The organism is Ferrovibrio sp. GW821-FHT12F09 (assembly GCF_058806775.1).
The window spans coordinates 101,839-118,223 of the sequence record NZ_JBXAPZ010000003.1 but is presented as its reverse complement, the minus strand read 5'-3'; the positions used below and the strand labels follow the sequence as shown (position 1 = coordinate 118,223).

Sequence of the window (16,385 nt, the reverse complement as noted above, 5' to 3'; positions counted from 1 at the left end):
ACAACGCGGCTGAGTGACTGGGAAAAGCGGCAGGCCCGCCCCTCTTGCCGGGCGATTATGGCATGAACGCGGCAGGACATGGTTCGTTACCATCAATCGAAGCCCGGTTTGCTGCGCCGCAGGTCCTTGACCGTCGAACGCTTGCCCTTGGATTCCAGCCGGCGCTTCTTCGAGCCGAGCGTCGGCCGGGTCGGCCGCCGCGCCTTCGGCACGATGGCGGCCTCGCGGATCAGGCCGAGCAGCCGGTCGAGCGCATCGGCCCGGTTGCGGTCCTGGCTGCGGTGCTGCTGGGCGATCAGGATCAGCACCCCGTCATTGGTCAGCCGGCTGCCGGCCAGCTTTTCCAGCCGCATACGTACGTCCTCAGGTAGGCCGGGCGAATTGCGCACGTCGAAGCGCAATTGCACGGCGGTCGAGACCTTGTTGACATTCTGGCCGCCGGGACCGGAAGCACGGATGAAGGTGGTCTCGATCTCGCGCGGGTCGAGGCTGATGCGATGGGTGACGCGAATCATGGGCGGCAGGCTAACCGTCCGGCCCGGCCTTGCCCAGCGCAGCGGTCCGTTCAGGTGTGGTTTGCCGGCACGGCTACCAGTGCTTCAGGCAGGCTTATTTCTTCTTATTCGAGTCTTATTCGACCGCTATTGCCTCCTTATTCGAGCTTATTTCGTCTTATTCGGTGTTATCCGGCGCTTATTCCGCCTTATCCGGCCAATTTTATGATTGCTCCACCCTGCATTTTATGAGAACATTATAGCAACAATCGACCGGCCTGACAACTGGCTGCTGCGCTGCCGTGCCGCAGGCTGCAAACCTGCCATCCAGACCGGCTCTGCCGTATGTCAGCGCCATGACGAGTTTCGACCCTCACGACGCCCCGCCGCCCAAGCCGGAGATGGGCTCCGGCCGACCGGATGATTTCGACTTTCACCTGCGCGGGCGCCGCATCCGGCTGCTGGCCGAATGGCTGCGTGACCGCCTGCCCGGCATTGCCGGCATCGACCCGCCGCTGATCGCCAGCCGCATTGCCGAACATGACGATCACCGGCTGGTGCGCGACCTGGTCGATCTGGCCGGACGTGCCGGCGTCGCTGCCAATGAGGTGATGCAGGCTTTCGAGCGCTGCGCCGCCGAGGCGCGCAGGCAGCTGATCGCCGAACGCGGCGACCCCACGCCGCACCGGCTGGCGTAATCCCTAACCCGTCGGTTGCAGCACGTGGCGGCTGAGCAGCGCTGCCACCTGGGTCGACTGGCGGCGGATATCGGTGATCGCCGAGCATTCCAGCAGCACCCCGCGCATGGGCGGCCCGAGCAGGAACAGGCCCGCGACAGCCCGGCCGGCCTGGTCCTGCGCCCGGCCCTGCACATCGGCCGCAAGCCCGATGCCGGTGGAATGCTGTGCCAGCAGGCCCTGCGCCAGCAGCCGGTCGATCAGTTGCGCCTTCCAGTCCCATGGCGTACGGCGCGGCCCGGTGCAGTCAATCACCACATCGGCCTGCAGAGTCTGCTCCATGTTCCGGCCACGCGGCCGCCAGGTCACCGTGTTCCGGACAATACGCAGCGCCCGCCCTTTGTGAAACTGCAGGCGTCCGGCAGCGGCCAGTTGCTGCAGCAGCACCGCCGTACTCGGCGGCATGCGGAAGCGATGTGCATCCCAGAAGGCGCGCAGATGACGCTGGAACCGGCGCTTGGCCACATCGGGCAGCGCGATCCACAGATCGTTGCTGAACGGCCGCAGACCCTCGAACACGCGCTGCCAGTGTTCCGGCGCTTCCGCCGCGATGGCGTCACGCAGACGATGCAGCAGGGCACTGAGCGGCAAGCCGGTGGATCCCGCATCCACGCCGCAAGGCAGGGCCGGCGCTTCGCGGCGGGCTTCCGGCACCAGACCGCGGCGCGACAGCACATGCAGCGGCCCGCGATGACCCAGGTGCTGCAGGGACAGCACGGTATCGGCCATGGTGAGCGCCGAGCCGAGGATCAGCACGGCAGCCTCGGGTGCGATACCGCGCAGGCGATCGAGCTGCCAGGGATCGGCGATCAGCGGCACGCTGGCCAATCCCTCGATGGCCGGCGCCGCAGCCTCGCGTGCCCCGACGGCCAGGATGACGTCGTCGAATATCTCGGATGAGCCATCGGCAGACTGCACGACCAGATTACTGCGCGGCAGCCCGCCGTGCCGGTGTGCAATGCCGGTCACCGCCGTACGGCGATGCACGACCGCCACGGAACTGCGCGCCATGACCGCATTGATATGGGCGACGATATAGCGGCCGTAGAGACTGCGCGGCAGATAGCTGGCGGCCGTGCAGTCCGCGGTCTCGGGCCAGCCGAGGGCGGGCCCATGCCGCTGCGCCCAGCGCCAGAGATGATCGGGATCGTCTTCCACCAGACTGGCGCGCGAGGCCACGACGTTGAGCAGATGCCAGGGCGCGGCCGCGCCATAGGCGAGGCCCGGACCGATCTCGGCAGCCGGTTCGAAGACGACGACCTCGCAGGCGACGCCGCTTTCCAGCAGCGCGCAGAGCATGGCGCCACCGCTCAATCCTCCGCCGATGATGGCGATGCGGCGGCTGGCGGCTGCATTCGGTTGCGTCGCAATCGTCACTAAATCCTCGCGATAGGAAAAGTAAATTCTCCAACGCCGCGGCGCGGCCTACCGTTCCCGTCTTCACACATCATCCAATGGAGAATTGTCTGTGCTGACGCCCCTGAAAACAAGTCTTTTGGCCACGGCCCTCGTTGCCGTTGCCGCCCTGCCCGCCATGGCCGCGGAAGTTTCCGAAGTGCGGTTCGCCCGCAATCTCGGTCTGGGGTATTTGCAGCTTTATGTCATGCAGGAGAAAGGCTTGGTGGAAAAACAGGCAGAGAAGCTCGGCCTGAAGGGATTGAAGACCAGCTACAAAGCCATCGGCAATCCCGGCGCGATCAACGACGCCTTGCTTTCCGGTTCCGTGGATTACGGTGCCGCCGGCGTGACGCCCTTCATCATCCTGTGGGACAAGACGCGCAGCAATGTCCAGGTGAAAGCCGTGGCCGCGCTCAATTCGCAACCGGCCTTCCTGAACACGATCAATCCCAATGTGAAATCGATCCGTGATTTCACCGAAAAGGACCGCATCGCCCTGCCGACCGTGAAGCTGTCGCTGCAGGCCATCCTGCTGCAGATGGCCGCTGAACAGACTTTCGGTCCGGGCCAGCAGAACAAGCTGGACGGCCTGACCGTATCGCTGGCGCATCCCGATGGCACTGCGGCGCTGCTCACCGGCCGCACCGAGATCACCGCGCATTTCACCAGCCCGCCCTTCCAGTATCAGCAGCTGCAGGACTCGAAAGTGCACAAGGTGCTGAGCAGTTACGAGATCACCAACGGACCGGCGTCGTTCAGCGCGATCTGGACCACATCGAAATTCCGCAGCGACAATCCCAAGACCTATCAGGCCGTACTGGCTGCGGTGGAGGAAGCCACGGCTTTCATCAGGGCGAACCGCAGGGAGTCGGCGCAGATCTTCAACAAGCTGGACAATTCCAAACTGTCGGAAGACTTCATCGAAACCATCCTGGCCGACAAGGATATCATCTTCACGACCGCCCCGCAGAATGTGGAGAAGTTTTCCGACTTCATGAACCGTATCGGCAGCATCCAGGCCAAGCCGGTCTGGAAGGACCTGTTCTTCCCGGAAATCCACAGCCAGCCGGGCAGTTGAGCCCCAGTAAAAGCGGCGGACAAAAAGATGGGGCCGGTCTTGCGACCGGCCCCTTTTCGTCTGTCACCCGGGCCGGAGGGTGGGAATACGCCCGGATGACGCGCGAAGGTCTGCGGGATCAGCTGCCCGGCTTGTAGATCTGGTCGAAGACGCCGCCATCGCCGAAATGCGCCTTCTGGGTCTTGGCCCAGCCGCCGAACTGCTGGTCGATGGTGAACAGCGTCAGCTTCGGGAAGGTGTCGGCATACTTGGCCGCCACTTCCGTATTGCGCGGGCGGTAGTAATGCTTGGCCGAAATCTCCTGGCCTTCCCTGGTGTAGAGGAAGTTCAGGTAAGCCTCGGCCACCTTGCGGGTGCCGCGCTTGTCGACCACCTTGTCGACCACCGCCACCGGCGGTTCGGCCAGGATCGAGACGCTGGGCACCACGATGTCGAACTTGTCCTTGCCCAACTCGTTGATCGCCAGGAAGGCCTCATTCTCCCAGGCCAGCAGCACGTCGCCCAAATTGCGCTGCACGAAGGTGATGGTGCTGCCGCGCGCGCCGGTATCCAGCACCGGCACATTCTTGAACAGCGCCTGCACGAACTTCTTGCCCTCTTCCTCGCTGCCGGTCTTGCGGGCGGCATAGCCCCACGCGGCCAGGTAGTTCCAGCGCGCGCCGCCCGAGGTCTTCGGGTTCGGCGTGATCACCTTGACATCGGACTTGATCAGGTCATCCCAGTCCCGGATGTTCTTCGGGTTACCTTTGCGCACCAGGAAGACGATGGTCGAGGTATAGGGCGACGCATTGTCCGGCAGCTTCTTCTGCCAGTCCTTCGACAGCAAGCCGAATTCGGCGATCTCGTCGATATCGGAGGCCAGCGCCAGGGTCACCACATCGGATTCCAGGCCGTCGATCACCGAGCGCGCCTGCTTGCCCGAACCGCCATGGCTGGCGCGGATGTTGAGTTTCTGCTTGTTGTCGGCTTCCCACTTCTTTGAGAAGGCCGCATTCACATCCTGATACAGCTCGCGCGTCGGGTCATACGACACGTTGAGCAATGTCAGGTCCTGGGCCCGCACTGCCCCGGATGTCATCATGGGCAGCACCAGGCTGACGGCCGCTGCCGCCAGGGTGGTTTTCAGAAACTGTCGACGCATAGGATTTCCCCTTTTCTGTTGTCTGATTTAACGAGGCACATCGCCTTTGATGGTGGTGCGGTAGAGCGTGCGGCGCTGGCCCGGCCCGGCGCCGGTGGCCAGATGCACGGTGGCGCGGTTGTCCCAGAACACCATGTCGCCCGGCTGCCACTGGTGGCGATAGACGAAAGCCGGTTGGGTGGAATGGGCGAACAGGAACTTCAGCAGCTCCTCGCTCTCGCCCTCGGACAGGCCTTCGATGGAGCCGGTGAAGCCTTCGCTCACGAACAGCGCCTTGCGGCCGGTTTCCGGATGGGTGCGCACCACCGGATGGATGCTGGGCGGCACCTGGCGCTTCTGCTCGTCGCTCAGCGCGTTACGGGCATTGGAAATGGCCCGCAATGCATCGTATTTCAGCGTGTAGGAATGCACCGCCCGGCGCCCGACGATGCGCTGCTTGATCTCCTGTGGCAACGTTTCATAGGCCAGATACATATTGGCGAACAGCGTGTCGCCGCTGCCGTCCTGCGGCAGCTCCTGCGCATGCAGCATGGACCCAAGGCTGGGTTCGGCCACATAGGAGAGATCGGAATGCCAGTAGCGGCCGGCATCGCCCAGACCGATCTTGCGGCCGGTCTCGTCCACCACATTGGAGACCACCAGGATTTCCGGATGGCCGGGCAGATGGAATTCCTTCAGCACATGAATCTGCAGCTCGTTGAAGCGGCGGCTGAAGGCGATCTGCTGTTCCGGCGTCAGGTCCTGCTGGCCGCGGAAGACCAGTACCGTGGCATCGAGGAAGCTGTCGCGCACCGCGCGGAAGGTCTCCTCGCTGAGCGGACGCGACAGGTCAAGGCCGACGATCTCGCCGCCCAGCGGCGCGTCGAAGCGGCGATAGGCGAAGTCGGGTTTGGTTTGCGCGATACCCATGGGTCTCTCCTCCCTGTTAGCGCTGCATGCCCCAGCGGCGCACGGTGATGCGCTCGAGGCTGCGGAAGATGATGCTTTCGACCAGCAGGCCAATTCCAATAACGGTCAGGAGGCCTGCAAAAACATTGGCGATCTCAAGCTGGTTACGGTTTTCGAAGATGAACCAGCCCAGGCCGCCCGAGCCCGAGCTGACGCCGAAGACCAGTTCGGCGGCGATCAGCGTACGCCAGGCGAAGGCCCAGCCGATTTTCAGGCCAGTGAGGATGGCCGGGAATGCCGCCGGGATCAGAATCTTGAAGGCGTAACGCGGGCCGCGCAGGCCGAAGCTCTGTCCCGCCAGCCGCAGTGTCTCGCTGACGCCCTGGAAGCCGCTATAGGCATTGAGCGCCAGTGGCCACAGCACGGCATGGATCAGCACGAAGATCAGGCTTTTTTCGCCCAGGCCGAACCACAGCAATGCCAGCGGCAGCAGCGCGATGGCCGGCAGCGGGTTGAACATAGCGGTGAGCAGGTTGAGCAGATCGGTGCCGATCCGGTTGGAAATCGCCAGCAGAGTCAGCACGGTGGCGACCGCGATGCCGGCGAGATAGCCGGCCAGCAGCAGCTTGATCGAGGTCCAGGCGCGGATCAGCAGCGGCCCGGTTACGAAGCCGTCCCACAGCGCCACGATGGAATCGCGGAAGGTCGGGATGATCAGCGGGTTGTTCAGCCATGCGGCATAGACCTGCCAGATGGCGGCGAGGATCAGCAGCAGCGAGACCTGACGCACCGCATCGATGCGGAAGATACGCTCAGGCACACTGAGCTTGCGCTCCACCTCGACATCGCCGAAGGCGGCCTCGACCGGACGGATGAATTCCGGCCGTTCGGCCAGAGTCTGATGAGCCGGATGCAGCACGATACCGTCAGCCATGGGCCCGCACCTCTTCGGTATGAACGGGCGTATCGCCGAACAGCAGATGGTGGATGCGGCGGCCGAGCACGGTCTGCGCCTCGCCACCGGCCGGGCCATGGTTCTGCGGCACGTTCAGTTCGGCGCGCACGCGGCCGGGATGCGGTGACAGCAACAGGATGCGGCTGCCGACGATGATGGCTTCCTCGATGGAGTGGGTGACGAACAACAGGGTGAACCGAACGTCTTCCCACAGCCGCAGCAGCTCGTCCTGCATCTTGCGCCGGGTCAGCGCGTCGAGCGCTGCAAACGGCTCGTCCATTAGCAGCACCTTGGGTTCCAGCGCCATGGCGCGGGCAATCGCTACGCGCTGTTTCATGCCGCCCGACAATGTATGCGGATAGGCATCGCGGAATTTGTAGAGCCCGACCTTCTCCAACAGGTGATCGGCCTTCTCGATCGCCTGGTTGCGCGGCACGCGGTTCTCGGTCAGCGGAAAAACCACATTCTCGCGTACGGTCTTCCAGGGCAGCAACTGGTCGAATTCCTGGAACACCATCACGCGGTCCGGGCCAGGTTTGCGCACGGTCTGGCCCTCCAGCAGGATTTCGCCCTCGACCGGCGCCAGGAAACCGGCGATGGACTTGAGCAGCGTTGACTTGCCGCAGCCCGACGGCCCCAGCAGCACGAAGCGGTCGGCTTCATGCACGTCGAAACTGGCCCGCTGAACCGCCGTGACCAGACGGTCGGTGGTTTTGTACTGCAGGGTCACGCCACGCGCCGACAGCAGTGGCGATGGCAGGCGGGCGATGCTGGCCGGGCTCATCCACTCAGCTCCCGGTCTGCGGATGAATCTCGGGGAAGAAGTAGTCCTTCCAGGAGGCCGGCTTATTCTTGATCGCGCCGGTGCGGTGCAGAAAGTCCGCCACCTTCTGGGTGTTGAGCGGCGCCCAGCTCAGCTTGACCGAGGGGTCCTTCAGAATCTTTTCGATCCCGTCGACGGTGTAGCTGCCCTTCTCTTCCTCGACGAAGATGCGCGCGGCTTCCTTCGGATCGCGGTTGATGATGGCGAAGGCTTCCTCGAAGGCGTTGAACACCGCCTGGTAGGTTTTCGGATTCTCCTTGCGGAACTTGCCGGTGGTGTAGAGCAGGTTGACGCTGCTCGGGCCGCCGAGGATATCCCAGGAGGTCGTCACGCGATGGATCTTCGGATTCTCAAGCTGCAGGAAGTTGAACGGCGGCGTGCCGAAATGGGCGGTGATTTCGGACTTGCCCGAGAGCAGTGCGGCGGTGGCTTCCGGATGCGGCAGCGTCACGGTGAGCGTATCGAGCCTGTTATGCTGGCCCGGGCCCCAGGCCGCCTCGGCGGCGATCTGCAGCCACAGCGACTGAATCGAGGCTCGCACGGCGGCGACGGCAATGCGATCCTTTTCGGTGAAGTCCTTGACGGTCTTCACATTGGGATTGCTGGTGTTGAGGAAGGCCGCCGAGGCATCGAGCGCGCCGACCGCCTGCACATCCAGGTTGCCGCGGGTCTTGTCCCACAGCACCAGCACCGGGGCGATGCCGGCAGCGGCATAGTCCAGGCTGCCCGAGAGCAGCGCATCATTGCTCGCCGCACCACCCGAGAGCCGCGCCCAGGTGACCTTTGCCGCCGGCAGGCCGAGCGCCACGGTGTGTTTCTCGATCAGTTTCTGGTTGCGGACGATGATCTGCGGCAGGTAGCCGATGCCGAACTGCTGCGCGATGCGCACCTCGTTCGTTTCGGCCTGCGCCGGGGCGGTGGAACCAAGAACCGCGGCAAGGCCGAGGGCAAGGGCGAGACGGGACAGGCGCATGTTTTTTCCTTCTGGGCGGACACAGGTCTGACCATGAGGAATAAGGCGCAGCTCCAATTTCACAAATGCAAACGTTCTTGAATCATGATATACATTTATTTGCGTGATTTTCACACCGGAGCGCGTGAAACTGCAGGCTGACGCTGTTCGCAGGAGGTTTGGCTCATGGTTCTCGATATCCGCCCGCTGGGCGACAGTTTTGGCGCGGAAATCCGCGGCCTTGATCTGGCCCAGCCCAGCGAGCGCCTGCTGGGCCGCGTGGTCGATGCCTGGCGACAGGCCCGCGTGGTGGTCATCCGCGACCAGACGCATGTAAGCGACAGCGACCTGCTGCAGTTCAGCCGCACGCTGGGCCGCCTCGACCCCGCCCCTAATTTCGATACCGAGAAGTCCAGCCTCGACGGCTTCGCCGAAATCGCGGTGGTGTCGAACATCAAACGCGAGGGCAAGCCGCTCGGCGGCCTTGGCGATGGCGAACTCGCCTGGCACAGCGACATGACCTATGTGAGCGATCCGCCGGTGGCCTGCGCGCTCCTCGCCCGCGAACTGCCGCAGGACGGCAGCGGCGATACCTGGTTCCTCGATCTGCTCGGTGCCTATGAGGCGCTGCCGCTCGGCCTGAAAACCACGATTGCGCGCCATCGCATCTTCCACGATGCCGGCTATACCAGCGCCGGCACCGCGCGGACCAACACCAAGGCCGGTGCCGGCACCTGGCATCCCATCGTCAACAGCGATCCGTTAACCGGCCGGCAGGCCCTGTTCCTCGGCCGTACCCTGAACCGCCAGGTCAGCGACCTCGATACCACGGCGGGCCATGCACTGCTCGACGAGCTGTGGACCCATGCGCGGCAGGAGCGGTTCGTGCTGCGTCATCGCTGGCAGCCCGGCGACCTGCTGCTGTGGAACAACGTCGCCGTCATGCATCGGCGCGACGCCTTCGATCCGGCGGCGCGCCGGCGGCTGCACCGTACACAGATCCGCGCGCTGCATCCGCACTGGGAGCCCTTTGCTTCAGTCGCGTAAGGCCACTTCGTCGCGCAGCCAGTCGATGAAAGCCGCCACCTTAGGCAGCTTCAGCTTGCGCTGCGGCCCGACGATGTAATAGGCGAAGTCGATCGGCGTCTGATCGCCGAACAGGCGCACCAGGCGGCCGCTCTTGAGATCGGCCTCCGCCAGCGTCGCCTTGGCGAGCGCTACGCCCTTGCCATGCAGCGCCGCTTCCAGCACGAGGCTGGATTGCGTGAAGCGCGGGCCGCGATTCCAGTCGACATCGCTGAAACCAGCCGCGCGCAGCCACATCTGCCAGCTCGGGCAGGACTGATCGTCATCAGGACTGTCGTCATGCACCAGGGTCACCTGCTGCAGGTCGGCCGGTGACTTCAGCCGTGCTGCCAGCTCGGGGCTGGCGACCGGGAAGATCGCTTCCGGCAGCAGGCGCTCGACCTCCAGATCGGGATAACGGCCCGAACCGTAACGGATCGCGACATCGACATTGTCATTGGCGAAATTGGCCAGCTGGTTCGAGGCGGCGACCCGCACGTCAACGGTGGGGAATTTCTCCTGGAAACGATCCAGCCGTGGCACCAGCCATTTTACTGCAAAGGACGGCGCGACGCTGACGGTGATCACCCCGCCCTCGCCCAGGGTCTCCAACTGGCTGATCGCATCGCTCAGGCGTTCGAAGCCGTCGCGGATACCCGGCAGGCAGGCCTGCCCGGCATCGGTGAGGATGATGCTGCGGCCGTTGCGGCGGAACAGCGACAGGCCGAGATGAGCTTCCAGCGTGCGGATCTGGTGGCTGACCGCCGCCGGCGTGACGCAGAGCTCGTCGGCGGCCTTGATCAGGCTGAGATGCCGCGCCACCACCTCGAAGGTACGCAGCGACATCAGCGGCGGCAGACGCTTCTTGGCCTGCCGCGGCGACAGGATGGCGGCAGCAGGCGGACGGCTCTTGCCATTCACAGGGAGGACTTGGCGCAGCATGGCGCACTCCGACTCTAATTTCACATTGATACGATATAATCAGATTTATTTTATGAATGTCTATCGTGAAATATTATAATAAACATATATTTAGTGTTTATTATGCTTGCGCAAAGATAGCGTGAAGGATCATGTAGTTAACGTAATATATTGATTTATATAAATTCTTTTACTGACACTCAGCCTGTTGCAGCACAACCCGTTCGGATCCACTTTTCCGGAAATCGGCAAACACCGCCCGCACCATGCATTTCGAGACAACAGCAAAGCTGCTGCTCTCGCCCACGCTGGTCGCCTTGGCCTCCCAGACACCGACCAGCTTGTTTTCAACGATCGAACGCTTCCAGTCGTAAATCTGGGTGTCCAGGTAACGGGTATAGTGGGTCTTGCTGATCGTGTGGCTGCCGACGACGCCATAGGTCGGCGTGGTGTAGGTGGTGCTGGAATAGTTGCCGTAAGCGGAATTGAGGGTGCTGGGGTTATAGGCGTTCGCGGTGCCGTAGGTGGTGCTGGTGCCGCCGCCGGTCTGGCCCCAAACCGGGATTTCTGTATTCACCTGGCGGCCATCGGACTGGCCGTAGGAGAAGGCGACCATGTAATCGGCGGTCCGGATGTCGGTGATACGTCGCCAGCCCTGTTTCTCCAGGTAACCGGCGATCAGGGCGGCGTGGTTTTCGTATTCGACACTGCCGCGCTGGCTGTCCAGCGGCATGAAGGCGAATGTCTTCCCACCCAGATCCTGCGGCAGAGTCGTGGACGGAAAACGGTTCACATCGGCCTGAAACCGGCAAGCACTGACAACGAGCGCCAGCATTGCCAGCACAACACCCCGGACGTAACGCATCGATTCCCCCTCACCCGTCGAGGCAAAAAGGATAGCGCAACCGTTTTTACGCAGCCACAGATTTTAGCATTTGGAATTCCTGCAGTCCTATACGGGAGAAAAGCCGCGGAAAGTTCAGCAGTTCTCGCAGGTCTCTTTCATGTCCTGTACATGCTCGGCCACCGGGCCGGCCGGCGCCGGCGGTTCGCCCGCCTCGGTCTGCACGGAGGCCCCCGCCTCCAGCGTGTGATGTACCGGGCAGCGATCGGCGATTTCCATCAGCTTTGCCTTCTGCTCGGCACTCAGTATTCCTTCAAAGCTGATGCGGCGCGAAAACACATCGGCAGGCTTGCGATCTTTGTCCTTGGCATGGGCAACCGCCACACGCACGCGCCCGAGCGGCAGGCCCTTCAGATCGGCATACATGCGCAGCGTCATCGCCGTGCAGGCCCCCAGGCCGGCCGCGACCAGATCGTAGGGTGACGGGCCGGTGCCCATACCGCCGGCGGCCACCGGCTCGTCGGCAAAGAAGGTGCTGCCGGGTGCACGCACGGCAACCTGGTATTTGCCGGCGCGCGTTTCCTCCACCACCACGCCTTCGCCTGTGTCCGCCGGTGGCGCGTCAGCTGCCACGGCCTGGCCGGTGACATAGCGCGAGGCCCAGGCCGTGATCACTTCGGCTGCGTAATCCGCATCGGCGGGACGGGTCAGCAGATGATCGGCGCTGTCCAGCGAGACGAAGCTTTTCGGATGCCTGGCTGCCGTGAAGATCGAGGTGGCGTTGTTGATGCCGACCACCAGATCCTGCGGCGCGTGCAACACCAGCAGCGCCTTGTGCAATTTTCCAATGCGTGCGGCCTGGTCATGGTTATGCAGGTCATCGATCATCGACTTGCGCACCGTGAAAGGGCGGCCGCCGAGATCGACCCTGGCCTCACCCTTCTCGATGATTTCCTGCAGCGAAGCACCGAACTGGCCGGTGGCATGTTCCACATCGAACGGTGCGGCGAGCGTGGCCACGGCTACAATGCCGGGCATATCCTGCGCGGCCGCCAGCACTGCTGCACCACCCAGGCTGTGACCGATCAGCAGCTGTGGCGGGAATCCGGCTTCGGCCATGATCCGCCCCGCGGCCACGATATCCTGCACATCGGCACTGAAGGTGCTGTCGGCAAAGTCGCCGCCGCTTTCACCCAGTCCGGTGAAGTCGTAGCGCAGTACACCGATCCCGCGCGCCGCCAGTGCCCGCGTGATGCGCACGGCGGCAATGGATTTCTTCGTACAGGTGAAGCAGTGCGCAAACAGCGCATAGGTCTTGACCGGCCCGTCGGGAAGTTCCAGGCGGCCGGACAGTTTCTGCCCCTGGGCGCCGGTGAAATCGAAAGCGCGGCTCTGCATGGTTCAGCCCAGCCTAGTGTGAATGGCGGTGCCGGATTTCAGCGTCAGCGTCACCGGCGTGCGTTCGGCAATATCGGCCAGCCGTGCCTTCTGTGCATCGTCCAGGCCGCCTTCGAAGGTGAGTGTGCGCTCAATGCGGGCCTGATCGTTCTCGCGGGTATAGAGCAGCGCCACATGGGCCGCCTGCAGGTCCCATTCCTTACGCTCGGCATACATTTTCAGGGTGATGGCCGTGCAGGCGCCGAGAGCCGCCAGCAGCAGCTCGTAGGGTGCCGGGCCGACATCCATCCCGCCGAGTTTTGGCCCTTCGTCAGCAACCACGGCATGATGGCCGGCCTTGATGCTGACGGCATAACGGGTGGCACCGATGGTGGCTTGGGCGCGGGCCATGGCGATCTCCTTCACACTGCACCGGCCGGAATCCATCCGGCCGCTTGCAGTCTAGAAGCATCGCAGCGATGCGCCAATCCCGGCCGCAGCCGGGTGTGGCCGGATCAGGGCTGCTGCAACAGGCCCAGATAGGACGAGCCGAGCTTGCCGCCGGTGCGGCGGTCATGCTCCAGCAGCAGTTTCAGCACCAGGTCATAGGACTGGTAGCAATCGTGCAGGATGGCCGACATGGCCAGCAGCTGGCGATCACTCAGCCGTTCCAGCTTGGTGTAGTCGCGCACAAAAATGGCATCGGCCCATACGGTCTGGCTCATGCCGGCATAAATGCTGTTATCGACCATCATCGGCGCCAGCACACGGCTGACGGTGGGGAAGAACCGGTGGAAGACATAGCCCTGGCTGCGCAGGAAGACATCGACATCGCCGAACAGCGGCTGATCGATATAGAGCGGCAGGAATTCGACTTCGGTCTGGATCACCAGTGCATTCGACAGGCGGTCGGTCGCGTTCTTGAACACCATCAGCTCGGCACCCTGCACATCGATCTTAACCAGATCGATGCCCACGGTTTCGGCAATGTCGTCCAGCCGCAGGGTGTCGATCTCGAGGGTCGACATCACCTTCCCCCAGTCGGGGAAGCCGTGGAACATATTCAGCACGGTGGGATTGGGGGTCAGCAGCGAGGTCATGCCCGGCGCCTGGCAGATATGCAGGGTATGCCGGCGGCCGTCGCCCACCGCATGGGGCAGATAGGTCTCGGTCGGGCCCTTCTGTTCGTTCAGCTTGGCCAGAGCCTCAGGATTGGGCTCGAAACCGACAATATCGGCAATGCCGCTATTGAGCAGCTTGGCGTAGGGCGGATCGCCGTCGATCGGGTTGGCGCCGATATCAACGATTTTGACACGCACGTTGGCCCCGGTAAGGGCTCGGAAGGAATCGGTCTGGTTCATGGAGAATCCTTCTGGTCTGGCCGGACGGCGCGCCAAATCTGGTTAAGCGATCTGTCTGAAGGATCAGTTACCAGGCTGGATGATTTTCTTGACGGCTTCGGAGATGCGCAGCCACTCTATGGCCCCGCCCCTGTCGCCATCCTCGGCTAGCTTGGTGGCCCGATTGGCGGCAATCCGCAGCGCGCGCTGACCATGGAAATTGAACAGCAGGCCGGCCGTCTTTTCGGCATCCAGACCGCTACCGCCCTCGACGTCGTTCATCACCCTTCCTCCCTGCCCGGTTCGGCCGTTGCCGGCCCGGGCAGTCCAGCGCCTCAGCGCGCGTATTTCTTTTCCGCGGCCTTGATGACCTTCGCCGTCCACAGGCGGCGGTCTTCGGGCACCGGCCGGAACTTGTGCCGTGCCGCCAGCTTCTCCTGGTAAAAGCCGTTGAAGTCCTCGATGGCCAGCATTTCACGGGCTTCGTGGTCTTCCTCGACCGCCAGGTCGCGGTAGACATCCATATTGGCCAGATCCGGCTTCGGCATATTGCCGTCCTCGAAATCCTTCATCATCTGGCGATACAGACCTTCCAGATTCTTCACCAGGCCGTTCATGTCGAACAGCACCGAGGAATCGCGCGTTGCCGCCAGTTTCTCGCGATAAGCCTGCATGGCCTTGCGGTCATTGCCAAGTTCGATCGCCTTCTGCACGAAGGCTTCCGGCGTCTCGACCACCAGCTCCGGCAGGTTGGCAGCGCGCACCAGGCTGCCGCAGACACGCGACGCGAAGCCGCGGCCCGAGAAGGTGAGCACCGGCACGCCCATCCACAGCGCATCCGACGCCGTCGTATGGGCGCCATAGGGGAAGGTATCGAGGAACAGATCGGCCAACGGGTAACGCGCCAGATGCTTCGGGTTCGGCATCTTGCCGGCGAAGATGATGCGCTCCGGTGCGATGCCTTTTTCGGTCGCATAGGCCTTGAGGCGGTCGTGCACAAGGTCGGACGACCCCAGCAGCCACAGTACACTGCCCGGCACGCCATGCAGGATGCGCAGCCAGCGGTCGAAGGTGAAGCGCGAGAACTTGTGGCTGCCATTGAAGCAGCAGAAGACCACGGCATCGTCTGGCAGGCCGAATTCCGCGCGGCTCGGCTTTTCCGGCGCAATGACACGCTTGCGGTCGGTCGGCTGATAGCACGGCAGGCGCAGGACTTTTTCCGTGTAATAGATTTCGTAGTCCTTCGGGATGATCCACTCGTCGGCGATCACATACTGGTGGTACGGACTACCCATGGTGCCGGGGAAGCCGAGCCAGTTCACGATCACCGGCGCTGGACGATACGTCAGCACCTTGGTGCGGGCGTCGCGCGTATAGCCGTTCACGTCAACCAGAACATCGATATTGTCGGCGGCGATGCGCTTTGCTGCACCGAGGTCATCCATCCCGGTGATGTCGACCCAGTGTTCGACGGCGGCCTTGATGCGGATCTTGGTGGGATCTTCGCCCGGGATACCGCAGTAATACGCAAAGACTTCGACATCCTCGCGGTTGTGCAGTTCGAACAACTCCGACATCAGGAAGCCGATGGCATGCTCGCGCAGATCAGACGAGAGATACCCGATGCGCAGACGCTTGGACGGCTGGCGCGGCGTGCTCTGCCACAGATAGGCGCTGCCCGCCGGCGGATCGGCGATGGTGCGGTTGTAATTCTGTGCCGCCGAAAGCTGGAAGATCGGATCGTCGGAATAGGCGCCGAGCGATAACGGGCTAAAGCCTTTGAGCAGATCCTTGCGGGTGACCCCTTCCCACGGTTCGACGATCGGCCATTTGCACTGGATCATGCGCAGCGACATATAATGCTGCGCCACATCCACCTGCGAAGGATTGAGGCTCAGGCCCTGCTTCAGCACATCCTCGGCGGCGGCATGCTGCAGGTTCGATTCGAGCACACGCCCGATCTGCTTGTAGGCGGTCGCCTTGTGCTCGATGCTGGGAGCCGTGATAGTCGCCAGGCGCTGGGTGATGGTGTTCCAGCGGCCGATGGCATCGCCGACACGGCCGAGCCGCTCCAGCACGTTGCCGATATTAATATAGGCCGGATAGAAATCCTGATTGGCGGTGATCGCGTCTTCGAAAGCCGTCAGGGCCCCTGGCAAATCGTTATGATTGCTCAGGATGGTGCCGAGATTGAACTGCACCACATAGCGCAGCGGGTCGGTCGGATTGCAGCGCAGCCATAGCTTGTACAGGGTGGCGGCACGGTCGATTTCGCCAGCGGCCTGTAACGCACCGGCCGCACCGACGGCTTCGGTAATGGAAAACGGCTGACTCGCCAGTCGGGCGATCAGACTCTCGAAAGATTCGCTCAT

General features: G+C 63.1%; 17 protein-coding genes. 3 read left to right on the top strand and 14 right to left on the bottom strand.

From position 1 onward, the window contains the following. Nucleotides 1-92 precede the first annotated feature (92 nt). Nucleotides 93-515 (bottom strand): alternative ribosome rescue aminoacyl-tRNA hydrolase ArfB, encoded by a 423-nt coding sequence (gene arfB, locus AC1ROB_RS20775; protein ID WP_492973185.1) that lies wholly within the window; start codon nucleotides 513-515, stop codon nucleotides 93-95. 335 nt (nucleotides 516-850) lie between these two features. On the opposite strand from arfB, the gene AC1ROB_RS20770 reads away from it, so the two are divergent. Further along, nucleotides 851-1,192 carry a hypothetical protein gene (locus tag AC1ROB_RS20770; protein ID WP_492973186.1) on the top strand — a complete coding sequence of 114 codons (342 nt, stop codon included), beginning with the start codon at nucleotides 851-853 and terminating at the stop codon, nucleotides 1,190-1,192. Nucleotides 1,193-1,195: 3 nt separating this feature from the next. Here AC1ROB_RS20770 and AC1ROB_RS20765 read toward each other — a convergent pair whose 3' ends face one another. Continuing rightward, nucleotides 1,196-2,608: an FAD/NAD(P)-binding protein gene (locus AC1ROB_RS20765; protein ID WP_492973187.1), complete on the bottom strand. Its 1,413-nt coding sequence runs from the start codon at nucleotides 2,606-2,608 to the stop codon at nucleotides 1,196-1,198. Between the two features lie 118 nt (nucleotides 2,609-2,726). Between AC1ROB_RS20765 and AC1ROB_RS20760 the strand changes: the two genes are divergently transcribed. Next, nucleotides 2,727-3,707 (top strand): ABC transporter substrate-binding protein, encoded by a 981-nt coding sequence (locus AC1ROB_RS20760; RefSeq protein WP_492973188.1) that lies wholly within the window; start codon nucleotides 2,727-2,729, stop codon nucleotides 3,705-3,707. A 118-nt stretch (nucleotides 3,708-3,825) separates the two neighbouring features. Here the strand turns inward: AC1ROB_RS20760 and AC1ROB_RS20755 are convergent, their stop codons facing one another. Genes AC1ROB_RS20755 through AC1ROB_RS20735 form a run of 5 tightly spaced genes read right to left on the bottom strand, consistent with a single transcriptional unit; the run spans nucleotide 3,826 to nucleotide 8,487 of the window. Beyond that, a complete protein-coding gene (locus tag AC1ROB_RS20755; protein WP_492973189.1) occupies nucleotides 3,826-4,848 on the bottom strand; it encodes a sulfate ABC transporter substrate-binding protein in 1,023 nt (340 codons plus the stop codon). A gap of 27 nt (nucleotides 4,849-4,875) precedes the next feature. Further along, nucleotides 4,876-5,757: a TauD/TfdA dioxygenase family protein gene (locus AC1ROB_RS20750; RefSeq protein WP_492973190.1), complete on the bottom strand. Its 882-nt coding sequence runs from the start codon at nucleotides 5,755-5,757 to the stop codon at nucleotides 4,876-4,878. 16 nt (nucleotides 5,758-5,773) lie between these two features. Beyond that, nucleotides 5,774-6,670, bottom strand: coding sequence for an ABC transporter permease (locus AC1ROB_RS20745; RefSeq protein WP_492973191.1), 897 nt, complete (start codon nucleotides 6,668-6,670; stop codon nucleotides 5,774-5,776). Beyond that, the gene (locus AC1ROB_RS20740) at nucleotides 6,663-7,475 is read right to left on the bottom strand and encodes an ABC transporter ATP-binding protein (protein WP_492973192.1); all 813 of its coding nucleotides are present in this window, start codon (nucleotides 7,473-7,475) and stop codon (nucleotides 6,663-6,665) included. The genes AC1ROB_RS20745 and AC1ROB_RS20740 overlap by 8 nt, the downstream gene beginning before the upstream one ends. A 4-nt stretch (nucleotides 7,476-7,479) precedes the next feature. After that, a complete protein-coding gene (locus tag AC1ROB_RS20735) occupies nucleotides 7,480-8,487 on the bottom strand; it encodes an ABC transporter substrate-binding protein (RefSeq protein ID WP_492973193.1) in 1,008 nt (335 codons plus the stop codon). Nucleotides 8,488-8,652: 165 nt separating this feature from the next. Between AC1ROB_RS20735 and AC1ROB_RS20730 the strand changes: the two genes are divergently transcribed. After that, nucleotides 8,653-9,513, top strand: coding sequence for a TauD/TfdA dioxygenase family protein (locus AC1ROB_RS20730; protein WP_492973194.1), 861 nt, complete (start codon nucleotides 8,653-8,655; stop codon nucleotides 9,511-9,513). On the opposite strand, the gene AC1ROB_RS20725 is transcribed toward AC1ROB_RS20730, so the two are convergent. The 7 genes from AC1ROB_RS20725 to AC1ROB_RS20695 form a co-directional block, all read right to left on the bottom strand. Further along, nucleotides 9,502-10,473 (bottom strand): transcriptional regulator GcvA, encoded by a 972-nt coding sequence (locus AC1ROB_RS20725; RefSeq protein WP_492973195.1) that lies wholly within the window; start codon nucleotides 10,471-10,473, stop codon nucleotides 9,502-9,504. The two genes, AC1ROB_RS20730 and AC1ROB_RS20725, sit on opposite strands and share 12 nt — an antisense overlap. Nucleotides 10,474-10,642: 169 nt before the next feature. Continuing rightward, a complete protein-coding gene (locus tag AC1ROB_RS20720) occupies nucleotides 10,643-11,317 on the bottom strand; it encodes a DUF4136 domain-containing protein (protein WP_492973196.1) in 675 nt (224 codons plus the stop codon). 114 nt (nucleotides 11,318-11,431) lie between these two features. Then, nucleotides 11,432-12,694 (bottom strand): bifunctional alpha/beta hydrolase/OsmC family protein, encoded by a 1,263-nt coding sequence (locus tag AC1ROB_RS20715; protein WP_492973197.1) that lies wholly within the window; start codon nucleotides 12,692-12,694, stop codon nucleotides 11,432-11,434. Between the two features lie 3 nt (nucleotides 12,695-12,697). Beyond that, nucleotides 12,698-13,084 (bottom strand): OsmC family protein, encoded by a 387-nt coding sequence (locus tag AC1ROB_RS20710; RefSeq protein WP_492973198.1) that lies wholly within the window; start codon nucleotides 13,082-13,084, stop codon nucleotides 12,698-12,700. Nucleotides 13,085-13,188: 104 nt separating this feature from the next. Then, nucleotides 13,189-14,034 carry an FkbM family methyltransferase gene (locus AC1ROB_RS20705; RefSeq protein ID WP_492973199.1) on the bottom strand — a complete coding sequence of 282 codons (846 nt, stop codon included), beginning with the start codon at nucleotides 14,032-14,034 and terminating at the stop codon, nucleotides 13,189-13,191. 63 nt (nucleotides 14,035-14,097) lie between these two features. Then, the gene (locus AC1ROB_RS20700; protein WP_492973200.1) at nucleotides 14,098-14,295 is read right to left on the bottom strand and encodes a hypothetical protein; all 198 of its coding nucleotides are present in this window, start codon (nucleotides 14,293-14,295) and stop codon (nucleotides 14,098-14,100) included. A 53-nt stretch (nucleotides 14,296-14,348) separates the two neighbouring features. Then, nucleotides 14,349-16,385, bottom strand: coding sequence for an O-linked N-acetylglucosamine transferase, SPINDLY family protein (locus AC1ROB_RS20695; RefSeq protein WP_492973201.1), 2,037 nt, complete (start codon nucleotides 16,383-16,385; stop codon nucleotides 14,349-14,351).

Bases quoted from the DNA above. Each gene is read 5' to 3' on its own strand.
- arfB (WP_492973185.1), bottom strand. From the start codon at position 515: ATGATTCGCGTCACCCATCGCATCAGCCTCGACCCGCGCGAGATCGAG.
- AC1ROB_RS20770 (WP_492973186.1), top strand. From the start codon at position 851: ATGACGAGTTTCGACCCTCACGACGCCCCGCCGCCCAAGCCGGAGATG.
- AC1ROB_RS20755 (WP_492973189.1), bottom strand. From the start codon at position 4,848: ATGCGTCGACAGTTTCTGAAAACCACCCTGGCGGCAGCGGCCGTCAGC.
- AC1ROB_RS20750 (WP_492973190.1), bottom strand. From the start codon at position 5,757: ATGGGTATCGCGCAAACCAAACCCGACTTCGCCTATCGCCGCTTCGAC.
- AC1ROB_RS20745 (WP_492973191.1), bottom strand. From the start codon at position 6,670: ATGGCTGACGGTATCGTGCTGCATCCGGCTCATCAGACTCTGGCCGAA.
- AC1ROB_RS20740 (WP_492973192.1), bottom strand. From the start codon at position 7,475: ATGAGCCCGGCCAGCATCGCCCGCCTGCCATCGCCACTGCTGTCGGCG.
- AC1ROB_RS20735 (WP_492973193.1), bottom strand. From the start codon at position 8,487: ATGCGCCTGTCCCGTCTCGCCCTTGCCCTCGGCCTTGCCGCGGTTCTT.
- AC1ROB_RS20730 (WP_492973194.1), top strand. From the start codon at position 8,653: ATGGTTCTCGATATCCGCCCGCTGGGCGACAGTTTTGGCGCGGAAATC.
- AC1ROB_RS20725 (WP_492973195.1), bottom strand. From the start codon at position 10,473: ATGCTGCGCCAAGTCCTCCCTGTGAATGGCAAGAGCCGTCCGCCTGCT.
- AC1ROB_RS20720 (WP_492973196.1), bottom strand. From the start codon at position 11,317: ATGCGTTACGTCCGGGGTGTTGTGCTGGCAATGCTGGCGCTCGTTGTC.
- AC1ROB_RS20715 (WP_492973197.1), bottom strand. From the start codon at position 12,694: ATGCAGAGCCGCGCTTTCGATTTCACCGGCGCCCAGGGGCAGAAACTG.
- AC1ROB_RS20710 (WP_492973198.1), bottom strand. From the start codon at position 13,084: ATGGCCCGCGCCCAAGCCACCATCGGTGCCACCCGTTATGCCGTCAGC.
- AC1ROB_RS20705 (WP_492973199.1), bottom strand. From the start codon at position 14,034: ATGAACCAGACCGATTCCTTCCGAGCCCTTACCGGGGCCAACGTGCGT.
- AC1ROB_RS20700 (WP_492973200.1), bottom strand. From the start codon at position 14,295: ATGAACGACGTCGAGGGCGGTAGCGGTCTGGATGCCGAAAAGACGGCC.
- AC1ROB_RS20695 (WP_492973201.1), bottom strand. From the start codon at position 16,385: ATGAGCGAATCTTTCGAGAGTCTGATCGCCCGACTGGCGAGTCAGCCG.